The 18320-nt window shown below is 34.9% G+C and carries 16 protein-coding genes and 1 other RNA gene; 5 read left to right on the top strand and 12 right to left on the bottom strand.

From position 1 onward, the window contains the following. Positions 1–4: 4 nt before the first annotated feature. The 5 genes from NW240_RS01595 to hisS all read right to left on the bottom strand — a co-directional run bounded on the left by NW240_RS01595 (position 5) and on the right by hisS (position 7149). The gene (locus tag NW240_RS01595) at positions 5–1510 is read right to left on the bottom strand and encodes a YfcC family protein (protein ID WP_258435693.1); all 1506 of its coding nucleotides are present in this window, start codon (positions 1508–1510) and stop codon (positions 5–7) included. Positions 1511–1609: 99 nt separating this feature from the next. Beyond that, positions 1610–2611, bottom strand: a complete 1002-nt coding sequence (argF, locus tag NW240_RS01590) for an ornithine carbamoyltransferase (protein WP_258435692.1) — start codon at positions 2609–2611, stop codon at positions 1610–1612. Between the two features lie 34 nt (positions 2612–2645). Next, entirely contained in the window at positions 2646–3857 is a 1212-nt protein-coding gene (arcA, locus tag NW240_RS01585; RefSeq protein ID WP_258435691.1) for an arginine deiminase, read from the bottom strand. Between the two features lie 198 nt (positions 3858–4055). After that, positions 4056–5828, bottom strand: coding sequence for an aspartate--tRNA ligase (gene aspS, locus NW240_RS01580; protein ID WP_258435689.1), 1773 nt, complete (start codon positions 5826–5828; stop codon positions 4056–4058). A gap of 1 nt (position 5829) precedes the next feature. Continuing rightward, entirely contained in the window at positions 5830–7149 is a 1320-nt protein-coding gene (hisS, locus tag NW240_RS01575) for a histidine--tRNA ligase (protein WP_258435688.1), read from the bottom strand. 410 nt (positions 7150–7559) lie between these two features. Here hisS and NW240_RS01570 point away from each other — a divergent pair, with 410 nt between their 5' ends. Next, positions 7560–8975, top strand: a complete 1416-nt coding sequence (locus tag NW240_RS01570; protein WP_258435687.1) for an N-acetylmuramoyl-L-alanine amidase — start codon at positions 7560–7562, stop codon at positions 8973–8975. A gap of 24 nt (positions 8976–8999) precedes the next feature. On the opposite strand, the gene dtd is transcribed toward NW240_RS01570, so the two are convergent. From dtd to NW240_RS01545, 5 genes are all read right to left on the bottom strand, one after another. Beyond that, positions 9000–9443, bottom strand: a complete 444-nt coding sequence (gene dtd, locus NW240_RS01565; RefSeq protein WP_258435686.1) for a D-aminoacyl-tRNA deacylase — start codon at positions 9441–9443, stop codon at positions 9000–9002. An 8-nt stretch (positions 9444–9451) separates the two neighbouring features. Continuing rightward, the gene (locus NW240_RS01560) at positions 9452–11650 is read right to left on the bottom strand and encodes a bifunctional (p)ppGpp synthetase/guanosine-3',5'-bis(diphosphate) 3'-pyrophosphohydrolase (RefSeq protein ID WP_258435685.1); all 2199 of its coding nucleotides are present in this window, start codon (positions 11648–11650) and stop codon (positions 9452–9454) included. Positions 11651–11799: 149 nt separating this feature from the next. Further along, positions 11800–12444 carry a deoxyribose-phosphate aldolase gene (gene deoC, locus NW240_RS01555; RefSeq protein WP_258435684.1) on the bottom strand — a complete coding sequence of 215 codons (645 nt, stop codon included), beginning with the start codon at positions 12442–12444 and terminating at the stop codon, positions 11800–11802. Position 12445: 1 nt separating this feature from the next. Next, the gene (locus NW240_RS01550) at positions 12446–13219 is read right to left on the bottom strand and encodes a 16S rRNA (uracil(1498)-N(3))-methyltransferase (RefSeq protein ID WP_258435683.1); all 774 of its coding nucleotides are present in this window, start codon (positions 13217–13219) and stop codon (positions 12446–12448) included. Positions 13220–13222: 3 nt separating this feature from the next. Then, positions 13223–14176 (bottom strand): 50S ribosomal protein L11 methyltransferase, encoded by a 954-nt coding sequence (locus NW240_RS01545; protein ID WP_258435682.1) that lies wholly within the window; start codon positions 14174–14176, stop codon positions 13223–13225. Positions 14177–14426: 250 nt separating this feature from the next. Here NW240_RS01545 and gpsB point away from each other — a divergent pair, with 250 nt between their 5' ends. From gpsB to NW240_RS01530, 3 genes are all read left to right on the top strand, one after another. Then, complete coding sequence (gpsB, locus tag NW240_RS01540) at positions 14427–14762, top strand: cell division regulator GpsB (protein ID WP_258435681.1); 336 nt, start codon at positions 14427–14429, stop codon at positions 14760–14762. Positions 14763–14773: 11 nt separating this feature from the next. Next, positions 14774–15152: RNase P RNA component class B (gene rnpB / locus NW240_RS01535), an RNA gene on the top strand. A 99-nt stretch (positions 15153–15251) separates the two neighbouring features. Beyond that, a complete protein-coding gene (locus NW240_RS01530; RefSeq protein ID WP_258435680.1) occupies positions 15252–16379 on the top strand; it encodes a class I SAM-dependent RNA methyltransferase in 1128 nt (375 codons plus the stop codon). On the opposite strand, the gene NW240_RS01525 is transcribed toward NW240_RS01530, so the two are convergent. Then, positions 16355–16795: a ribonuclease HI family protein gene (locus tag NW240_RS01525; protein WP_258435678.1), complete on the bottom strand. Its 441-nt coding sequence runs from the start codon at positions 16793–16795 to the stop codon at positions 16355–16357. The genes NW240_RS01530 and NW240_RS01525 overlap by 25 nt on opposite strands. Before the next feature lie 57 nt (positions 16796–16852). Between NW240_RS01525 and NW240_RS01520 the strand changes: the two genes are divergently transcribed. After that, entirely contained in the window at positions 16853–17800 is a 948-nt protein-coding gene (locus tag NW240_RS01520; RefSeq protein ID WP_258435677.1) for a hypothetical protein, read from the top strand. A 58-nt stretch (positions 17801–17858) separates the two neighbouring features. Here NW240_RS01520 and NW240_RS01515 read toward each other — a convergent pair whose 3' ends face one another. Next, positions 17859–18290, bottom strand: coding sequence for a YkvS family protein (locus tag NW240_RS01515; RefSeq protein ID WP_258435676.1), 432 nt, complete (start codon positions 18288–18290; stop codon positions 17859–17861). Between the last annotated feature and the right edge of the window lie 30 nt (positions 18291–18320).

Below are 18320 nucleotides of genomic sequence, written 5' to 3'. Positions count from 1 at the left end.
TCCTTTAAATTCCTAAGTAAGCTCCAATTAATAGTAATACAATTGTCACTACAAAGATAATGATAATCAAATTACGCATAAATTTCCACCAAGTTGTTAGTTCGATATTGGCAATCGCTAAAGCTCCCATAACGACACCAGAAGTAGGAGTAATTAAGTTTACAATACCACTAGCTGATTGGAAAGCAGTAACTACAATACTTTCTAATACATCAGCAAATTGGGCTAATGGAGCCATGATACCCATGGTAGCTGCTGCCAAACCAGAAGTAGATGGAATTAAGAATGACATTGGGATATAGAAGATATAAGTTAAGACTGTAAAGACACCTTTTGGTAAGTTAGCTAATCCTTGTTCTCCCCAATGTAATACAGTAGCGGTAATTTGGCCATCGTTCATAACTACTTGAATCCCACGAGCGACTGCAGCAATTAGCGCTACTGAAATTAAGTCTTTAACACCAGCAATAAATACTTCTACAAAACGATCTTCTTTAATACCATAGTAAGCAGCAATAACAATAGACATTAAGAAGAATAAAACTGAAATTTCTACTAAATACCAGCTACCAAATGGTAAACCATCTAATGACTGACCAATTAGATCACCTAATACAGGAATTCCTAATAAGATTTCATGAGGTTTGCTGAAGAAAGTAAAGTTTTCATTTAAATCTTCCCACGGAATAAGAGAGAGAATCATGATTACAAAAGTAAGAGCAAATAACCAAAGGACACCTTTTTGTTTAGCAGTTACTTTCGGCATGTTTTCTGGAACTTTCCATTTTTCTTTATCTGCTTCCATTTGGTCAGCAATCATAGAGTTATTCTTATCAGCTAATACTTTCTTAGCATAACGAGAAACATACATCGCTCCGATAACATAAGTGACAATTAGGAAAATAACACGTAACAGCATACCATCTGCCATCGAAATGCCCGCCATATCGGAAGCAATAGTAGTTGCAAACGGGTTAACAGTTGAAGATAGAACTCCTAAACCAGCCCCGACTAAGATGACTGCCACAGCAACTAAAGCATCCATACCGATACCAACCATTAATGGAATTAAGAGTGGATAGAAAGCCATTGTTTCTTCCGCCATACCGTAAGTAGATCCTCCGATAGCAAATATACCCATTAAAATCCAAATTAGGCCAGTGACATTATTTTTATTATTTCTAATAGTAGATGCAATTCCGGCATCAATTGCTCCTGTTTCAGTGACAACTCCTAAGAATCCACCAACAATCATTACGAATAAAGAAACTTGAACAGCACCATCAGTCGATTCTGTTCCTAAAAAACCACGAATTGGTGCGGCAAATATGTCCCAAAACCCTTGACGAGTTTGATCTACTAAGTGGTATGTTCCTGCAATAAATTTCCCTTCCGAATCTACATCATAGGCTCCGGATGGAATTAACCATGTTAAGATCCCAATAATGGCAGTGATTATAAATAAAATCGTAAATGCATTCAGCATTTTTCTTTTCTTCGGTTTTTCCATTATTTTTCCTCCTTTTTTAAAACAAAATCCGATTGCGGTTCATGGCCACAATCGGATTTCATGCCCCGTTTCACTTTTTATAGGGTAATGTTAGTCTTATTAAGCTTTAGGAATGAACAAGTTACCGTTAGTAACTGCCATAATCGCTTTAATTGAGTGCATACGGTTTTCAGCTTGTTCAAATTGACGTGCTTGCTCACTACGGAACACTTCGTCAGTAATTTCCATTTCACCAATACCAAATTTATCTAATACATCTTTACCGTACTTAGTGTTTGTATCGTGGAAAGCTGGTAAACAGTGAAGGATAATATAATCACCTTCAATTAAGTCAGTCAATTCTTTATTGATTTGGTATGGTTTTAATAAGTTAATACGCTCTTCGAACTTATCTTCTTCACCCATAGATACCCAAACATCTGTATATAATGCATCAGCATCTTTAACAGCAGACTTAATATCTGAAGTAATTTCAATTTTAGCACCAGATTCTTTAGCATATTCTTGAGCTTTTGCTACTAATTCTTCATCTGGGAATAATTCTTCTGGAGAAGCGATTGTTACGTTAACACCAATAATCGCACCAGTAATGAATAGAGAGTTGGCAACGTTGTTACGTCCGTCACCACAGTAAACTAATTTTTTCCCTTTTAATTCACCGAAGTTTTCTTTCAAAGTCATGTAGTCAGCAATCATTTGAGTTGGGTGCCATTCGTCGGTTAAACCATTCCATACTGGAACTCCGGCATATTTACCTAGGTCTTCTACCATTTCTTGGCTGAAACCACGGAATTCAATACCATCAAACATGCTACCTAAAACACGTGCAGTATCTTCAACGGATTCTTTCTTACCTAATTGAATATCATTAGCACCTAGGAACTCTGGAGCCGCACCTAAGTCATTAGCAGCAACTGTAAAGGCTGCTCTAGTACGAGTAGATGTTTTTTCAAATAATAGACAGATGTTTTGTCCTTTTAAATACTCGTGTGGAATTCCACGTTTTTTCAAGTCTTTTAAGTGAATTGAAAAATCAATTAAGTAGTTTAATTCGTCGGCAGTAAAATCGATTTCTTTTAAAAAGTTTCTTCCTTGGAACATAAATTCCCTCCTATATATGTATGTTTATGAGAAATTAAATATCTTCGCGAACAAATGGCATCGACATGCAACGAGGGCCACCACGACCACGTACTAATTCACTACCTTCGATTTGGTGAATCTTAATACCATTTTCAATCAATAATTTATTTGTTACAGTGTTACGGTTGTAAACAATTACTTCACCTGGCGCTACTGTTAAGGTGTTAGCACCATCGTTCCATTGTTCACGTGCTCCCGCTACAATATCATCGCCACCGCAACGGATTAATGTAACTTTTTCTAAACCTAAAGCTTCTGCTAAGATGTCTTCTAAAAGACCTTCTTTTTTAGTTACTTTGATTTCATCATTTTCACCAGGAGTTACTGAAAAGACCTTTAATTCGCCTTCAATCTCAGGGTGAATAGTGAATTTATCGTAATCAATCATCGTAAATACCGTATCTAAGTGCATGAATTTACGGTTGTTATCAATTAAGAATGCTAGTACTTCTTTGAATTCAGTCTCTTTAAATAAGTTACGTGCTAATTTTTCGATTGAATACTTATCAGTACGTTGAGAGATACCAACTGCTAGAGTGTTTTTAGATAAAACTAACTCATCGCCACCTTCGATGCGTGTATCTTCATCACGTTCATAATAAAGGGCAGTTCCTTTATATTCTGGATGGTAGTTAAAAATGTATTTTCCATATAATGTTTCACGGTTACGAGTATCAGAGTACATGTGGTTTAGTGAAACGCCATTACCCATTGTCGCAAAAGGATCACGGGTGAAGTATAAGTTAGGCATTGGATCGACTAAGAATGGGTAATTAGAAAGTAATTCATCGAAACCATTTGAATCATGTTTAATTTCGCTCTTCTTGAATCCTTCCATGGTTTTCAATACCATTTCATAAGTATCTTCCATGTCCATCAAATATTTTTTAACGTCATCGTAGTTTTGACCTGGCTCTAAACCAGTTTCAGCCATCCACTCATCAACAAATTGTTCTTTTAAGCCTTCAGCATCAATTGCTTCAGCTACTAATTTTTCAAGATAAAGAACTTCAACACCTAAGCTTTCTAATAACTTAGCAAAGTCATCGTGTTCTTTTTGTGCTGCTTCAAGATAAGGAATATCATCGAACAATAAACGCTCAAGATAATCTGGCATCAAGTTTTCTAATTCTTTACCTGGACGGTGAAGCATAACTTTCTTCAAACGACCAATTTCAGAATTAACATTAATACTGTGGGACATTTAATTTCCTCCTTAATTATTTGTTAACATCAGTGTAACACACTAAAGAAAACGTTTCCGTTAAATTGGTCACTTCACTGAATTAAATTATTCACATTTAAAATGAGAAATTCATCACATATATAAATAAGAAAAGACCCCTGTCTTTCGCTAAAAAAGATAGGGGGCAAATTAAATATTCCAAGATTTTCTTCGAAGTTATTTTTTAGGTTTTAATTGTAAATACAGTTCATCTAACTGATCTGTCGAAACATGACTCGGAGCATCCGTTAATAGGTCATGTCCTCGACCATTTTTAGGGAAAGCAATGACTTCTCGAATATTAGGTTCTTGAGCAAGTATCATTACTAAGCGATCTAATCCTAAAGCGATACCTCCGTGAGGAGGAAAGCCATAATCCATTGCTTCTAATAAGAAGCCAAATTGATTTTTTGCTTCTTCAGGAGTAAATCCTAATAGTTCAAACATTTGATCTTGCATGTCACGTTGATAAATTCTTAGAGATCCGCCTCCCACTTCATAACCATTTAAAACAATGTCGTAAGCTTTGGCCTTAGCATCTGCTGGATTAGCTTTTAATGCTTCGACATCATCGTTTTGAGGAGCAGTAAACGGATGGTGCATAGCGACATATCTATGACTTTCTTTATCATATTCAAATAATGGCCAATCGGTAACCCACAAGAAAGCTAACTCTTCAGCATCATATAAAGTATGTTTCTTTGCTAAATGATTACGTAAAGCACCTAAAGAATCGGCAACTACACTGGCTTGATCGGCCACAAAGAAGAGGATATCTCCCTCTTCAGCTTCCAGCATCTCTTTAATCTGAGATTGGTCTTCGTCCGTAAAGAATTTAGCAATCGGTCCATTAAAACCTTCCTCTAATACTTTAATCCACGCTAAGCCTTTAGCACCATAAGGCTTAACAACTTCTGATAAGGAATCTGCTGTTTTACGTGTGTATTCATCAGCTAATCCTTTAAGATTGATTGCTTTGACTTGACCACCCTCTTTAACAGCATTTTTAAAGACGCCAAACTCACTGTTTTCAGCCCATTGAGAAAGGTCTTTTAATTTCATGTCAAAACGAATATCTGGTTTATCTGTCCCGTATTCTTCCATAGCTTGAGCATAAGTCATAGTTGAGAATGCTTGCTTAAGCTCTACTCCTCTTGTTTCTTTGACAACTTCTTTTAACATTTCTTCTATATATGCTTGAATATCTTCTTGACCTAAAAAGCTGGTTTCAATATCGACTTGGGTAAATTCTGGTTGACGGTCGCCACGTAAATCTTCATCTCTGAAGCATTTAACGATTTGATAATAGCGATCCATACCTGCACCCATCAGCAGCTGCTTAAATAATTGAGGCGATTGCGGTAAAGCAAAGAAGGATCCCCCTTCACGACGTGTAGGTACTAAATAATCTCTTGCACCTTCCGGAGTGGATTTGGTTAACATGGGTGTTTCAACATCAATAAATCCTCTTTGGTCTAAATAATTACGGATCGTTCGCGTTACTTTATGACGTAAACGAATATTTTCTTGCATTTTAGGGCGACGCAAGTCTAACATACGATTTCTTAGGCGAACTTCTTCATCGACATCCAAATCATTTTCAATATAAATGGCGGGTGTTTTAGCTTTCGTATAGATAGTTAGAGCATTAGCGTAGAGCTCAAATCGACCTGTTTTAACTTGCTTATTCATTTGATTGTTTTCTCTTAATGCTAATTCACCGGTCACTTCAATAATATATTCTGACCGAATTTTGTTGGCTAAGTCAAAATCTTCTTTTGATAATTTTTCTTCATTAAAAACAACTTGGCAAAAGCCTTCACGATCACGTAAATCAACAAAAATTAAACTGCCTAAATCTCTTCTCTTTTGTACCCAGCCTTTTAATGTAATCTCTTTGCCAAGGTACTGTTCATCTACTAATCCACAATAAACGGTTCTTTCTGTCATTTTATTCACCTCTAAAATATTTGTCAATTACACTGGTGTCAGTTGTTAAACGGCGATATATATTATAAAAATCGGACAATAAATCTTCTTTTGAAATCTCTGTCTCAATTCCATTTTCTTGATTTTTGACTACTAATTTTTCAGACTCAATTTCTTGCTCACCCAACATAATAGTTAATTTTGCTGATAATTTTCCGGCTGTTTTAAATTGAGACTTTATACTTCTAAATAAGTAGTCTCTTTCAGCTATTAATCCAGCATATCTAGCCTTTTGAACGAGCTCAGTTGCCAATTGATTAACCGATTCATCACGGCATAAGACATAAATATCTACTGGTTCATATTCTGGAATTTCTATATTTTGTTGATCCATTAATAAAAGAAGACGTTCAATTCCTAAACCAAAACCAAAGCCAGGCTTATCCGGTCCACCTATTTGTTGCACCAGTCCATCATAACGACCGCCACCACAAACAGTTGATTGAGCACCTATTTGATTATCATCTACTACAAATTCGAAAATAGTATCTTGATAATAATCTAAACCTCTTACAACTTTATCATTAACTTCAAAAGGTATTTCCAGTTGCTTGAGCATAGATTGAACCTGTTCAAAATGGTCCTTACTCTCTTTAGATAAATAGTCTAAAATACTTGGAGCTTCTTTAACAAAAGCTTTATCTTTAGGATCTTTTGAATCCAATACACGAAGGGGGTTGTCATGCAGCCTTTTTTTAGAATCTTCACTCAAGTCATTGATATGCGGCTCGAAATAAGCAATTAGCGCTTGACGGTATGCTTGACGATCTTCTGGCTTTCCTAAAGAGTTAATTTGTAAAGTAATATTTTTTAATCCTAACTCTTGAAAGAAATGCCAAGCTAAACTAATAACTTCCACATCCGTTGCTGGATTGTCTGAACCAAAAACTTCAACGCCCATTTGATTAAACTGTCTTTGGCGTCCTGCTTGAGGTCGTTCATAACGAAAGTAAGGACCTAAGTAATAGACTTTAAAAGGTTGTGCGTGTTCTGGACCAAACAATTTATTTTCAACATAAGCTCTCACAACACCTGCAGTCCCCTCAGGTCGCAAACTAATATGTCGTTCTCCTTTATCATAAAAGTCATACATTTCTTTGGAAACAATATCTGACGTGTTACCAACTGAACGTGAAAATAAATCATAAGACTCAAATAACGGTGTTCGAATTTCACGATACATATATTGATCAAACAAATCTCTTGCTACATCCTCGACATATTGCCAACGATAACTATCCTGTGGCAAGATATCAACGGTGCCTTTCATTTTTTGAATCATTCTACCCCTCCTAAAATAAAAGCGTCCTAAGTTTTCACTTAGGACGCATCAACGTGGTACCACCTATTTTCGTAGTGAATTAATCCACCACCTCTTAATCGTAACGTGATTAACGGAATAATTTTTGATTATTCTTCTCCATAGTGTCTTCACTCTCAAATGCAACTTTTCACTAATTGTTGCTCACTGTATGTTCCAGAGCTACTTATCTATTTCAACGAATTGATTAATTAAGTTCAGATTACTCAATGCTAATCAATTTGTCAAGATGAATTAAACTTCTTCAGAAGTTTTATACCGATTGATTAACAATTCGATTACTATTATGTAACAGTCCATCTGAAAATTGACTTTTTAATTATTCAATCAATTATACTATATATAGTAGAGGAAAAGTGGAGGAAAATAGGATGGCAATCGTTTGGACAAAAAAATTGAATCATTTAACCATTAAACGGTTAACCCCTTTTTTAATAACTCTTATAATTGGTCTAGTAACATTATGGGGTATTGAAAGTCTTAGCAATTTGAAGACGTTAAAAATTGATCGTCAGGGAATTGTTCTACATTCTTTTCCTACTACGAATTCTGAGGTTGTAACTGAAATAGCTACTAACTCTTCAATTGAAATTATTCAAGAACAAACCGGTTGGTTAAAAGCACGTTATCTAGGAAGAATTGAGGGTTGGCTACCAAAGTGGTTAATCAATAATAATCAACTTAAAAATGATAAAGAGATAGCAGCCTCTTTTGAAGAAGCAACGGCTATCTATCAAAAAGCTGATTCTAAAAGTTCCATTATTTCAACTATTCCTAAAGATAGCCTCATCCCAATTAATTATATTGAATACAATTGGGCCCAGGTTAGTTATCAAGGTAAACCAGCATTTGTTAACTTGAATGCAGTAGAATTGATAAACCAAGAAGAAGCTGAACGCATACTTGTTGAAACGGATTCATTAGATAACAGTATCGATGAAAAAGAAGAAGAAAAAGAACGCTTGAAGGACAAGCTCATTATGCGAAAAAAAGAGGATTATTTATTAGAGAAAGCAGACAATTTTTCTAATATCATTTATCAAACCAATTACTTACAAGAATTTACTAGGCTAGATTTTATTGAATATAATGCTCAGGAATCTTTTTACTTTGTAGCAGATCAACAAGGCATAAAAGGTTATATAAATTCATTTTCTTTATCAGAGCCTGTCTATTCAATAGACCATCGTTCTCAACCTGTTAATTCTAAACTCCAACAAGCCACTATCATGTTAGACCCTGGTCATGGTGGAGAAGATCCAGGAACGTTAAGTACAGATCAAAAATATTCTGAAAAAAGCTTTACCTATAAGATTGCTGATGTATTGAAGAAAACACTTGAAGCTTTCGGGGCTACAGTTATCTTGACTAACGAGAGCGACCAATTTTTAGACCTCACTGAAAGGGTCGAAATCAGTAATCAAAAGCAGCCAGACTTATTTCTTTCTTTACATTTCGACTCCTCATATGACACACAAATCAATGGTGTTCGTACATATTTCTATCATTTAAATGACGAAGAATTTGCGAAGACCTTACATTCTGGATTAATAACATCTGGTCGGCCTAATTTAGGTGTTGAGTATGGGAATTTTCAAGTTTTACGCGAAAATACAGTCCCTTCTCTTTTACTCGAACTAGGTTATATTACAAATAGCGAAGATTTGGAATTAATGTTAACGTATGATTACCATCAGAATTTAGCTGATGCTATTACTGAAGGACTCTCAACTTATTTTGATCAAGTTGAAAATCAATTAGAAATAAACAATACCCCTGATAGATAAATCTTAATCAGGGGTATTGTTTATTTACTCATTAGAATCCAAAATTATTGTAACAGGACCATTGTTTTCAAATTCAACTTGCATATCGGCTCCAAAAATACCAGTTTCAGCTTTAAATCCTTTTTTGTCAAGTTCTTGATTAAAATAATTGTATAATTCTTCAGCCTGTTCTGGTTTTGCAGCATTAGTAAAGCTTGGTCGATTTCCTTTCTTACTAGAAGCATACAGGGTGAATTGACTGACTGAAAGAATATTGCCGCCAATATCTTTCAATGATAAGTTCATTTTTCCATCCTCATCGTCAAAAATCCGCATATTAAAAATTTTTCTGGCACAATACTCACAGTCTTTCAGCGTATCCTCAGGTCCAAATCCGACTAAGAGTAGAAGTCCTTCTTTAATAGCTCCTACTACTTCATCATTAACTTTTACACTAGCATGATTCACTCTTTGAATAACTACTTTCATTTGACCTCCTAATTGCCTTGACGTTCCACCTCATAGACATCTGGGATATTCTTTAATTTAACGATTAATTCATGTAGTTGTTGCGTATTGGCAACTAGAACCTTTAGATCAATAATGGCTTGACTTTGATCATCAATGCGCCCATTGACACCTTTGAGGTTTTTGACCGTATGGTTGACCACATTTAAAACGTCGTTAATCATACCTGACCGGTCAAAACCGATGACTTGTATTTCCGTTTCATACTCATGTTCTTCTTGATCTTCTTCGGACCAATGCACTGCAATCGTTCGATCGTCCAATTCAATTTCACCCTTTAAGTTAGAACAATCTTTACGGTGAACAGAAATACCTCGGCCTCTTGTAATATAACCAACTATCTCATCACCTGGAACTGGATTGCAACAACGACTGAGTCGCATCATTAGATTATCGACACCGTCAACTACTAATCCTTTTTCATTGCCCGATTTATTATTATCAGAATCATTCGCCTTATCTTTAGAAATAACATTTGATAATTTGGCATTTTTGTCAACCTTCTTAATATTCCAAAAATGCATGATAGAAGTCGGTGAAATTTCTCCTAATCCGACAGAGGCGCACAAATCTTTCATCTCATTGAAGTTAAATCTTTCAAGTAAATCTTTTTCCTTATTTTTTTTGAGTTCTGATTTTAAAGATGTTCCATTCTCTTTAAGAGCCTTTTCTAATAGTTCTTGCCCAATTTCACTATTTTTTTCACGTTCTTGCATTTTAAAATAACGTTTAATCCGATTGCGTGCTTTAGAAGTTTTAACAAACTTCAGCCAATCACGACTAGGTCCTACCGAACTTGGATTAGTTAATATTTCAACAATATCCCCATTTTTTAAGCGATAATTAAGAGGCACGATATTGCCATTAACTTTCGCTCCGACCGTTTTATTTCCGATTTCAGTATGAATATGGAAAGCAAAATCGACTGGTCCTGAGCCTAGTGGTAATTCAAAGACATCTCCTTTAGGAGTAAAGATATAAACCTGATCTTTAAAAACATCTTCTTTAATAAATTCCATGAATTCGCTGGCATTTCCCGCATCATCCTCATACTCAACAATATCATGAAACCATTTCAATTGTTGTTGAATGTTATCTCGTGGATGTTCATCGACTGTTTTTCCTTCTTTATAAGCCCAATGAGCTGCTAATCCATATTCTGCCACTTCATGCATTAGGTGCGTTCTTATTTGAACTTCAACGGGTTTACCTTGTGGCCCAATAACGGTCGTATGAATCGATTGATACATATTGGCTTTAGGCATGGCAATATAATCTTTAAAACGCCCTGGCATTGGCTTCCATTTAGTATGAATAATCCCTAGTACTCCATAACAATCTTTAATTGAATCGACTAAAACGCGCACCGCTAACAAATCATAGATATCATCAAATTCTTTATTTTGATCCACCATTTTACGATAAATGGAATAAATATGTTTCGGTCTACCATAAACAGTGGAATCCATTGAAAGTTCGTCAATCGCATCTTTAATCTGATCAATTACGACATTGATATATTCTTCTCGCTCGTCTCGTTTTTGGTCCATTTGATGGACAATATCATAATATGCCTGAGGATTGATATATCTTAGTGAAATATCTTCTAATTCCCATTTTATGACGCTCATACCAATTCTTTCAGCCAAGGGTGCATAAATATCTAATGCTTCTTGAGACTTTTCAATTTGTTTGTGGGGTTTTTGAAATTTCAAGGTACGCATATTATGTAAACGGTCAGCCAATTTGACCATTACTACACGAATATCTTTAGCCATTGCAATCAACATTTTACGGTGATTTTCTGCTAATTGTTCTTCTTTACTTTGAAATTTAATCTTACCGAGTTTGGTAACGCCATCCACTAAGAAGGCAACGGATTCTGAAAATTCTTCCTGAATTCTTTCCAAAGTGTAGTCCGTATCTTCCACTACATCATGTAAAAAGCCAGTAGCCACTGTATCAGGATCTAATTTAATATTAGCTAAAATACCTGCTACTTGAATTGGATGATTAATATAGGGTTCTCCAGAGAGCCGCTCTTGTCCTTCATGCGCTTTGGTTGCTACTTCTAATGCTTTCTTAACAAAAGCAACCTTACTTTCATTCATATAAGATCGACAAATCGCTATAACTTCTTCACCAGTATAGACATCATTTCTTCCCATATTATCACCACTCTTTCTAAATAATTTTTCTACTATTATAACTTAACTACTTACAATAAGACAACACTAGTGCTCTTTATACAATTAATCCTGCCTTTTCCAAACTATGCTAAAAAACAACTGGTCCAAAGACACAGTTGTTTAAACTTTTATTCAGAAACAATTTTAATTCCTTTGGAAGCGCCAATGCGATTTGCTCCGGCTTCAATCATAACCATTGCCGTTGCTTTATCACTAACTCCACCTGAAGCTTTAACTCCCATTGTATCACCAACAGTTGAACGCATTAGGACAATATCTTCTTTAACAGCACCTCCTGTTGAAAAACCAGTAGAAGTTTTAACAAAATCTGCCTTAGCGGCTTTTGCAGCCAGACAAGCTTTCACTTTCTCTTCTTTTTCAAGTAAGCTAGTTTCAATGATAACTTTCACAATGATTTCTTCTGGAACCGCTTGAACGACTTGGCGAATATCTTCTTCTACCGTTTCCCAATCAGCTGCTTTGGCCGCTCCAATATTAATTACCATATCAATTTCACTTGCCCCATTTTTTACTGCCTCTTTTGCTTCAAAGACTTTAGTAGATGAAGTATTGGCTCCTAAAGGAAAACCAATCACTGTACAGACCTTTACGTCAGAATCTTTCAACAATTCATAGGCATAACTGACCCAAACCGGATTAATACATACTGACATGAATTTGTATTCCAACGCTTCTTGGCAAACTTGTTTTATTTGAACTTTAGTTGCATTTGCATTTAATAATGTATGATCGATGTATTTATTTAATTCCATTTTAAAACTCCCTTTCAATTTCGGTAACATAAGAAATAACACTTAAAAGATAAATAGGTGCAGTCTCTGCACGTAAGATTCTTGGGCCCAAGCTACAAGTCTTAAATCCATTTTTCACTAAGAACGATACTTCTTCTTGATCTAATCCACCTTCAGATCCAAATACCATGACTATTTTTTTGTTTTTTTCGATATTTTTTAATAATTTAGCCAAAAGATGATGTTGACCTTCTTTAGCACTTTCTTCGAACGCAACTAATTTAATATCGTAAGTTCGATACTGATTAACAAATTCTTTTAAATATAAAAGTTGCTTAACATCAACCTTTTTTAAGCGTTTTGATTGTTCTGCGGCACTGTCAGCAATTTTTTGTAATCTTTCACTTTTTTTGCTAGCTTTTTTCTGGTCCCATTTGACTACATCGCGTTTTAGCGCTAATGGTTGGAAGCTACTCATGCCGCATTCTGTAGCTTTTTGAACAATTGAATCAATTTTGTCATTTTTGGATAATCCACAAGCTACTACCACCTCAACCGGTAACTCCGTTTGACTAAGCGCCTCACTTAAGGGTGAAATAACTTCTAATAATGCACGATCACTGTCTTTTTTTAGATAAGAAGCTAAATATTTCTTTTGATTGTGAACAACTATTAATTCTTTACCTTGTTTAGCCCTTAAAACATTGATTAAATGATGACTGTCTGATTGACTCAAAAAGACTTTCTTCCCAATTTCTACTATTTGATTCGGTTCATCGATAAAATATTGATGCATAACTTACTCTTTCTTCTGAGCTGTAATGCCAGCCCATCCTTTATAATAATTAATTTGAATTATTTCCCATTGATTTTTTGGCAGAGACTCGATTACTTGCTCCGCCTTCTCAGCGAGTATTCCTCCTAAGACTAGATAACCATCTTTATCCAAAAGCTGATAAGCATCCTGATAAAGGTTTTGTAATATGTGGGGTAGGATATTGGCCATAATAATATTTGCTTTTTCTTCAACACCTTTTAATAAGTCATTCACATGAAAAGAAATAGCCGGCTTATAATCATCAGGATATCCCATTTTTCCCCATTTTTGATAAGTAAGGTTTTGTTTAGCTGCCGAGATTGCTTGAGGGTCAAGATCGTAGCCCACAACTTTTTGTGCATTAAGAGCAAAAGCTATCAATGCAAGAATACCCGAACCAGTTCCAACATCATAAACTTTCTCGTCACCTCGCATGACCATTTCTAAGGCTTGCGCACCTAGTCGTGTTGTTGGGTGATCACCAGTTCCAAAGGCAACTCCCGGATCTAAATAGATTACTTTTTCGTCTTTATATTTAGGAGAATACGAATCCCATACTGGAACAACTTTTATAAAGCGTGAAATTTCTTGAATCCGATAGTTTTTCATCCAGTTTCTTTGCCAATTTTCCATTTCAATCGGCCCTTTTTCCCAACTATAATCAAAATAGAGATTGTCATCTAAATAGTTATCGAACAAGTCTTTTTCAATGTCCTGTTCAAAAAAACCTAAGACGAGTCCTTTCTTACTTTTTTCTTTATCAGGTATTACTAAAGGAATTTCTCCAAATAAATTTTCTTTATTTTCCATATATCCATCCACATTTATAACCTGGGTTCCTTTAGCTCCCCACTCAAATAAGAGATGAGAAACATATTCCACTTCATCAGGTTTCTTTGTTTCAAGATAGATAGTCACTTTTGTCCAATGAGACATTATACCCCCCCAGTCAATGCTTTTAATGATTTAAAGCCGAGCTTATTCACATTATGGAGGACTGTTAATGTTTTTTCAATCAAAAGAAGTTAATTTTTCAAGATTAAGTCTAGCTATTTTAATAAGGGCGTGTAATAATAATGAATAGACTTTAGATTTTTCTTTATTTTTTTGAAATTTTCAATAAAAAAGGATAAAATAGAAGTTGATATTCTATTTAATATAAAAGATTATAAACGAGGTGAACTTCATGGCAGAAAAAAACTTAACAGCAAAAGATATCTTACAAAAAGAATTTTCTCGTTCCATGCGTGGCTATAACGCTGCTGAAGTCGATGAGTATCTCGATAGTATTATTCGTGATTATGATTCTTATCAAAAAGATGTAGTATTTTTAAAGAATGAAAATGAACGACTGATTGCTAAAATAGATGAATTAACTAAGCAATTATCTTTAGCTAAGAAAAATGTTTCTACGACTCCAGGTTCTGGTGTAACTAACTTTGATATCCTTAAACGTTTATCTAATTTGGAAAAACATGTTTTCGGTGCCAAAATTTCAAATACAGAGTCTAGTCAAAATTAATAATCATAGTAAATTTCAGGTAATCGCGGTCAATTTATTTGGCTGAGGAAAGTCCATGCTCGCACAAGCTGAAATGCTTGTAGTGTTCGTGCTTAGCGAAACAATAAGCTAAGGTAGCCTTAAGGTGAACGGCGAGTGAACATTCTAAGGCTTAGCTAAGAATAAGTAACTCATAAAGTGCCACAGTGACGAATCTTTTTGGAAACAAAAAGCTGAAACGCGGTAAACCCCTCGAGCGAGCAACCCAAATTTGGTAGGGGCACTCTCTATATGGGAAAATGCGTAAGCATTGCTTAACTAAACGAGAGACAAGTTATCTTGTAGATAGATGATTACCCTTTATTTATTCTTGCCTATGGAATAAATATTGACAGAACATGGCTTATCGAAATTTACTAATATAGGTATTTATAGATGTATATAGTCAATAACACGATTCTGAGCCTCCAAGCTTACTGAATCGTGTTTTTTTAAAAGAAAGGGTTATTCATGAAAACATATAATTTAATTGCCACAGCAGCGGCAGGTATCGAAGGAATTGTTAATCGGGAGCTAAAGGATTTAGGTTATGAAACACAAACTGAAAATGGTCGCGTGCGCTTTAAAGGGTCAGCAGAAGATATTGCTAAAACAAATCTATGGTTAAGAACCGCTGATCGAATTAAAGTAGTGGTGGGCGAATTTAAAGCGACCTCTTTTGAAGAGCTGTTTGACCAAACCTATGCGATTGCCTGGGAAGACCTCTTACCCATGGATGCAGAATTTCCTGTTTCCGGAAAATCAGTAAAATCAAAACTTTACTCTGTTCCCAACTGTCAAAGAATTGTAAAAAAAGCTATAGCCAAGCGAGTAATGGATCATTACGCTCGTAAAATGCCTTTAAGCGAAACAGGAGATTACTATCCGATTGAAATCTCAATACTTAAAGATGTAGCGATGATTACTTTGGACACAAGCGGAAGCAGTTTATTTAAACGAGGTTATCGAACTGAAAAAGGAGGAGCTCCTCTTAAAGAAAATATGGCAGCAGCTCTAGTTAAATTGACTACTTGGTTCCCTGACCGTCCTCTTTACGATCCTACGTGTGGATCTGGTACAATTTTAATTGAAGCTGCCTTAATGGGACGAAATATTGCTCCAGGATTAAATCGGTCTTTTGCAGCAGAAAAATGGGATTTCTTTAATCCAGAAGTATGGCAGAAGGAAAAAACAAAAGCTCGCCAAGAAATTAATCATGAAGTAAAACTCAATATTTTCGGAAGCGATATCGATGGAAGAATGATTGAAATCGCTAAGCAAAATGCTGAAAATGCCGGCGTGCGAGAAGATATTACTTTTAAACAGATGCAGTTAAAAGACTATCGCCCGGATGAAGAATATGGTATTTTAATCTCCAACCCACCCTATGGCGATCGCTTGTTAGACGAAGAAAAGGTACATCGACTTTATCAAGATATGGGTAATATATACCGGCCGATGACGACTTGGTCAAAGTACTTCCTCTCAAGTGACGACTCATTCGAAAAATTTTATGGTGAAAAAGCTAGCAAAAAACGCAAGTTGTATAACGGTGCAATTAAAGTTAACTATTATCAGTTTTGGTCCACAAATAAATAAGAATCTAAGATTTCTACTTTTCCCTGTTTACGTAAGGCTTGTTTTGCCGCTTGATCAGCTGCTCGATTTTCTTTCTCAGGAATCCATTTTAAAAAAAGTAAAGGATAACAATCCATTTCAGATAGAATGACTTTTAAGAGCTTGCTAAAATAATCCTTCTTTGCAAAACGTTTTTCGATGGATTGGAAAACAATCTTTGAATCAGTTTTAATTTGAATGAGTTGATCCGTTTTTAATTTTTCTTGCTTAATCCATTGCATTGCTAACCTTAATGCAATAAACTCCGCTTGGTGATTATCCTTGCATTCAGTAGTATAAAATTTGAATGTACTAACTTGATCAGGATTGAAAACTAAAAATGCTAAGCCTGTTTCTTTAGTTTTAGGATCAAAAGCAGCATCAATTTGTATCCACATACGTTTTTCACCCTCTCTTTATGAAAGGAGCCTCTTAAATTGACAGATCTTATTCAAATGCCAAATAATAGCGAAAATTTCTATCGCAAAGCCATGAATGCACTGGAACAAAATGATTATGAACGTGCAACCATCTTTTTGAAAGAAAGCTATCAGATAGAGCCTTCCCCTAAAGTTTTTAAAGAATTAATTTCAATTCATATTATTCAAAATAAAAGTCAAGCTGTCAAAAAGTTATGGCAAGGCTTTCTATCAGAACAATCCATCCAAGACCTTGACCATGAATTAGCACTGCTTTACGTTCAATCTTTACCCTATCTTTTTTCTCATCAAGAATTATTGATTCAATTATATGAAATCAAAGAGTATTTTGGTCGAAGAAATTGGGATGTTTCTTTGATAGCTAAACAAATTGAAAATATTAAAGAAGCAGAAGCTCTCTCTAAAGAACTTCAACTTCTTATTGATACGGATGAGTTAGATATTAAGGTGAAACAATTGAAAGAGTTAACTCTATTTGAACTTTTAAAAGAAATCAAAACTCTCTATAATCTAGATTACTCTCTCAAACATCCTGTATTAACTGCTTTATTATCCGATAAAGAAATTAGTCAATTTGTTAAAAGTGATATTTTGCATCATTACGTATTTCACAATTATCAAGTCCATTTAAAATTAGCATGGTTTGAAAAGATAGAAAAGATTGATAGCCAATCTTTAGTTTCTTATAAACAAGACTCCACTTACCTATATATAAAGGCTCTTCTAGAAAGTTATACTGACAATAATAATCCTCACATCTACGATAGGCTTTTAGAAGAAATTAATTTATTAATGATGGTATATTATCCATTTATTGAAGAAAAAATTTCAGATCCAATCGCTTGGTTTAATGGCTTTTTAAGTTACTACCATATTGAAGAGTTTGAAAAAAATGAGACCAATAATCAAATGGATAAAACACTTCGACAAGCTATCGATGAAATTAAACAATTCAGCTTGTAATCGTTAAATCTTTTAAAAAAATAAGAGCAGGTCTGATAATAGACTCGCTCTTATTTTATTAATCTTCTTCTGTATATGTATCGTATTCCTTGGTGCCTTTAAGGTGTACAGTAGGTTGCGGATCAAGAATGACATGCTTATCCTCTTCTTGAGGTGGTAAGGATACAAAATCAATAATATCCTTGAAGTTAACAATCGTCTTTTCCTCTATAATATCCTGCATCATCATATCCGATTCTTGCCAATATATATCAACAACAGCACTATTAGAAAGCAATTTTGTAATTATTCCTGTCATACTACTTTCTCTAAATTTGAAAGTAATCTTATCCCCAATTTCTGGACGTATTGCTAGTTTAACTGACTCAATCATTTCAAGACCTGTATCATAATCTACATCTAATAACGAAGCGATACGTGACTTGCTTGTTCCACGTCTTAACTCTTTTTCAATTAGACTTCTTTGCCCATCTGAAAGTTTTTTTGACACGTTATCCCTCTTTCCTTAAATTACCCTCTA

The sequence above is a fragment of the Facklamia sp. 7083-14-GEN3 genome (assembly GCF_024742075.1).
In the GTDB taxonomy this organism is placed as follows: domain Bacteria; phylum Bacillota; class Bacilli; order Lactobacillales; family Aerococcaceae; genus Facklamia.
This window is presented reverse-complemented; position numbering and strand designations above follow the sequence as displayed.

Bases quoted from the DNA above. Each gene is read 5' to 3' on its own strand.
- gpsB (WP_258435681.1), top strand. From the start codon at position 14,427: ATGGCAGAAAAAAACTTAACAGCAAAAGATATCTTACAAAAAGAATTT.
- dtd (WP_258435686.1), bottom strand. From the start codon at position 9,443: ATGAAAGTAGTTATTCAAAGAGTGAATCATGCTAGTGTAAAAGTTAAT.
- NW240_RS01560 (WP_258435685.1), bottom strand. From the start codon at position 11,650: ATGGGAAGAAATGATGTCTATACTGGTGAAGAAGTTATAGCGATTTGT.
- NW240_RS01530 (WP_258435680.1), top strand. From the start codon at position 15,252: ATGAAAACATATAATTTAATTGCCACAGCAGCGGCAGGTATCGAAGGA.
- deoC (WP_258435684.1), bottom strand. From the start codon at position 12,444: ATGGAATTAAATAAATACATCGATCATACATTATTAAATGCAAATGCA.
- NW240_RS01595 (WP_258435693.1), bottom strand. From the start codon at position 1,510: ATGGAAAAACCGAAGAAAAGAAAAATGCTGAATGCATTTACGATTTTA.
- aspS (WP_258435689.1), bottom strand. From the start codon at position 5,828: ATGACAGAAAGAACCGTTTATTGTGGATTAGTAGATGAACAGTACCTT.
- argF (WP_258435692.1), bottom strand. From the start codon at position 2,611: ATGTTCCAAGGAAGAAACTTTTTAAAAGAAATCGATTTTACTGCCGAC.
- NW240_RS01520 (WP_258435677.1), top strand. From the start codon at position 16,853: ATGCCAAATAATAGCGAAAATTTCTATCGCAAAGCCATGAATGCACTG.
- hisS (WP_258435688.1), bottom strand. From the start codon at position 7,149: ATGATTCAAAAAATGAAAGGCACCGTTGATATCTTGCCACAGGATAGT.
- arcA (WP_258435691.1), bottom strand. From the start codon at position 3,857: ATGTCCCACAGTATTAATGTTAATTCTGAAATTGGTCGTTTGAAGAAA.
- NW240_RS01550 (WP_258435683.1), bottom strand. From the start codon at position 13,219: ATGCATCAATATTTTATCGATGAACCGAATCAAATAGTAGAAATTGGG.
- NW240_RS01525 (WP_258435678.1), bottom strand. From the start codon at position 16,795: ATGTGGATACAAATTGATGCTGCTTTTGATCCTAAAACTAAAGAAACA.
- NW240_RS01570 (WP_258435687.1), top strand. From the start codon at position 7,560: ATGGCAATCGTTTGGACAAAAAAATTGAATCATTTAACCATTAAACGG.
- NW240_RS01545 (WP_258435682.1), bottom strand. From the start codon at position 14,176: ATGTCTCATTGGACAAAAGTGACTATCTATCTTGAAACAAAGAAACCT.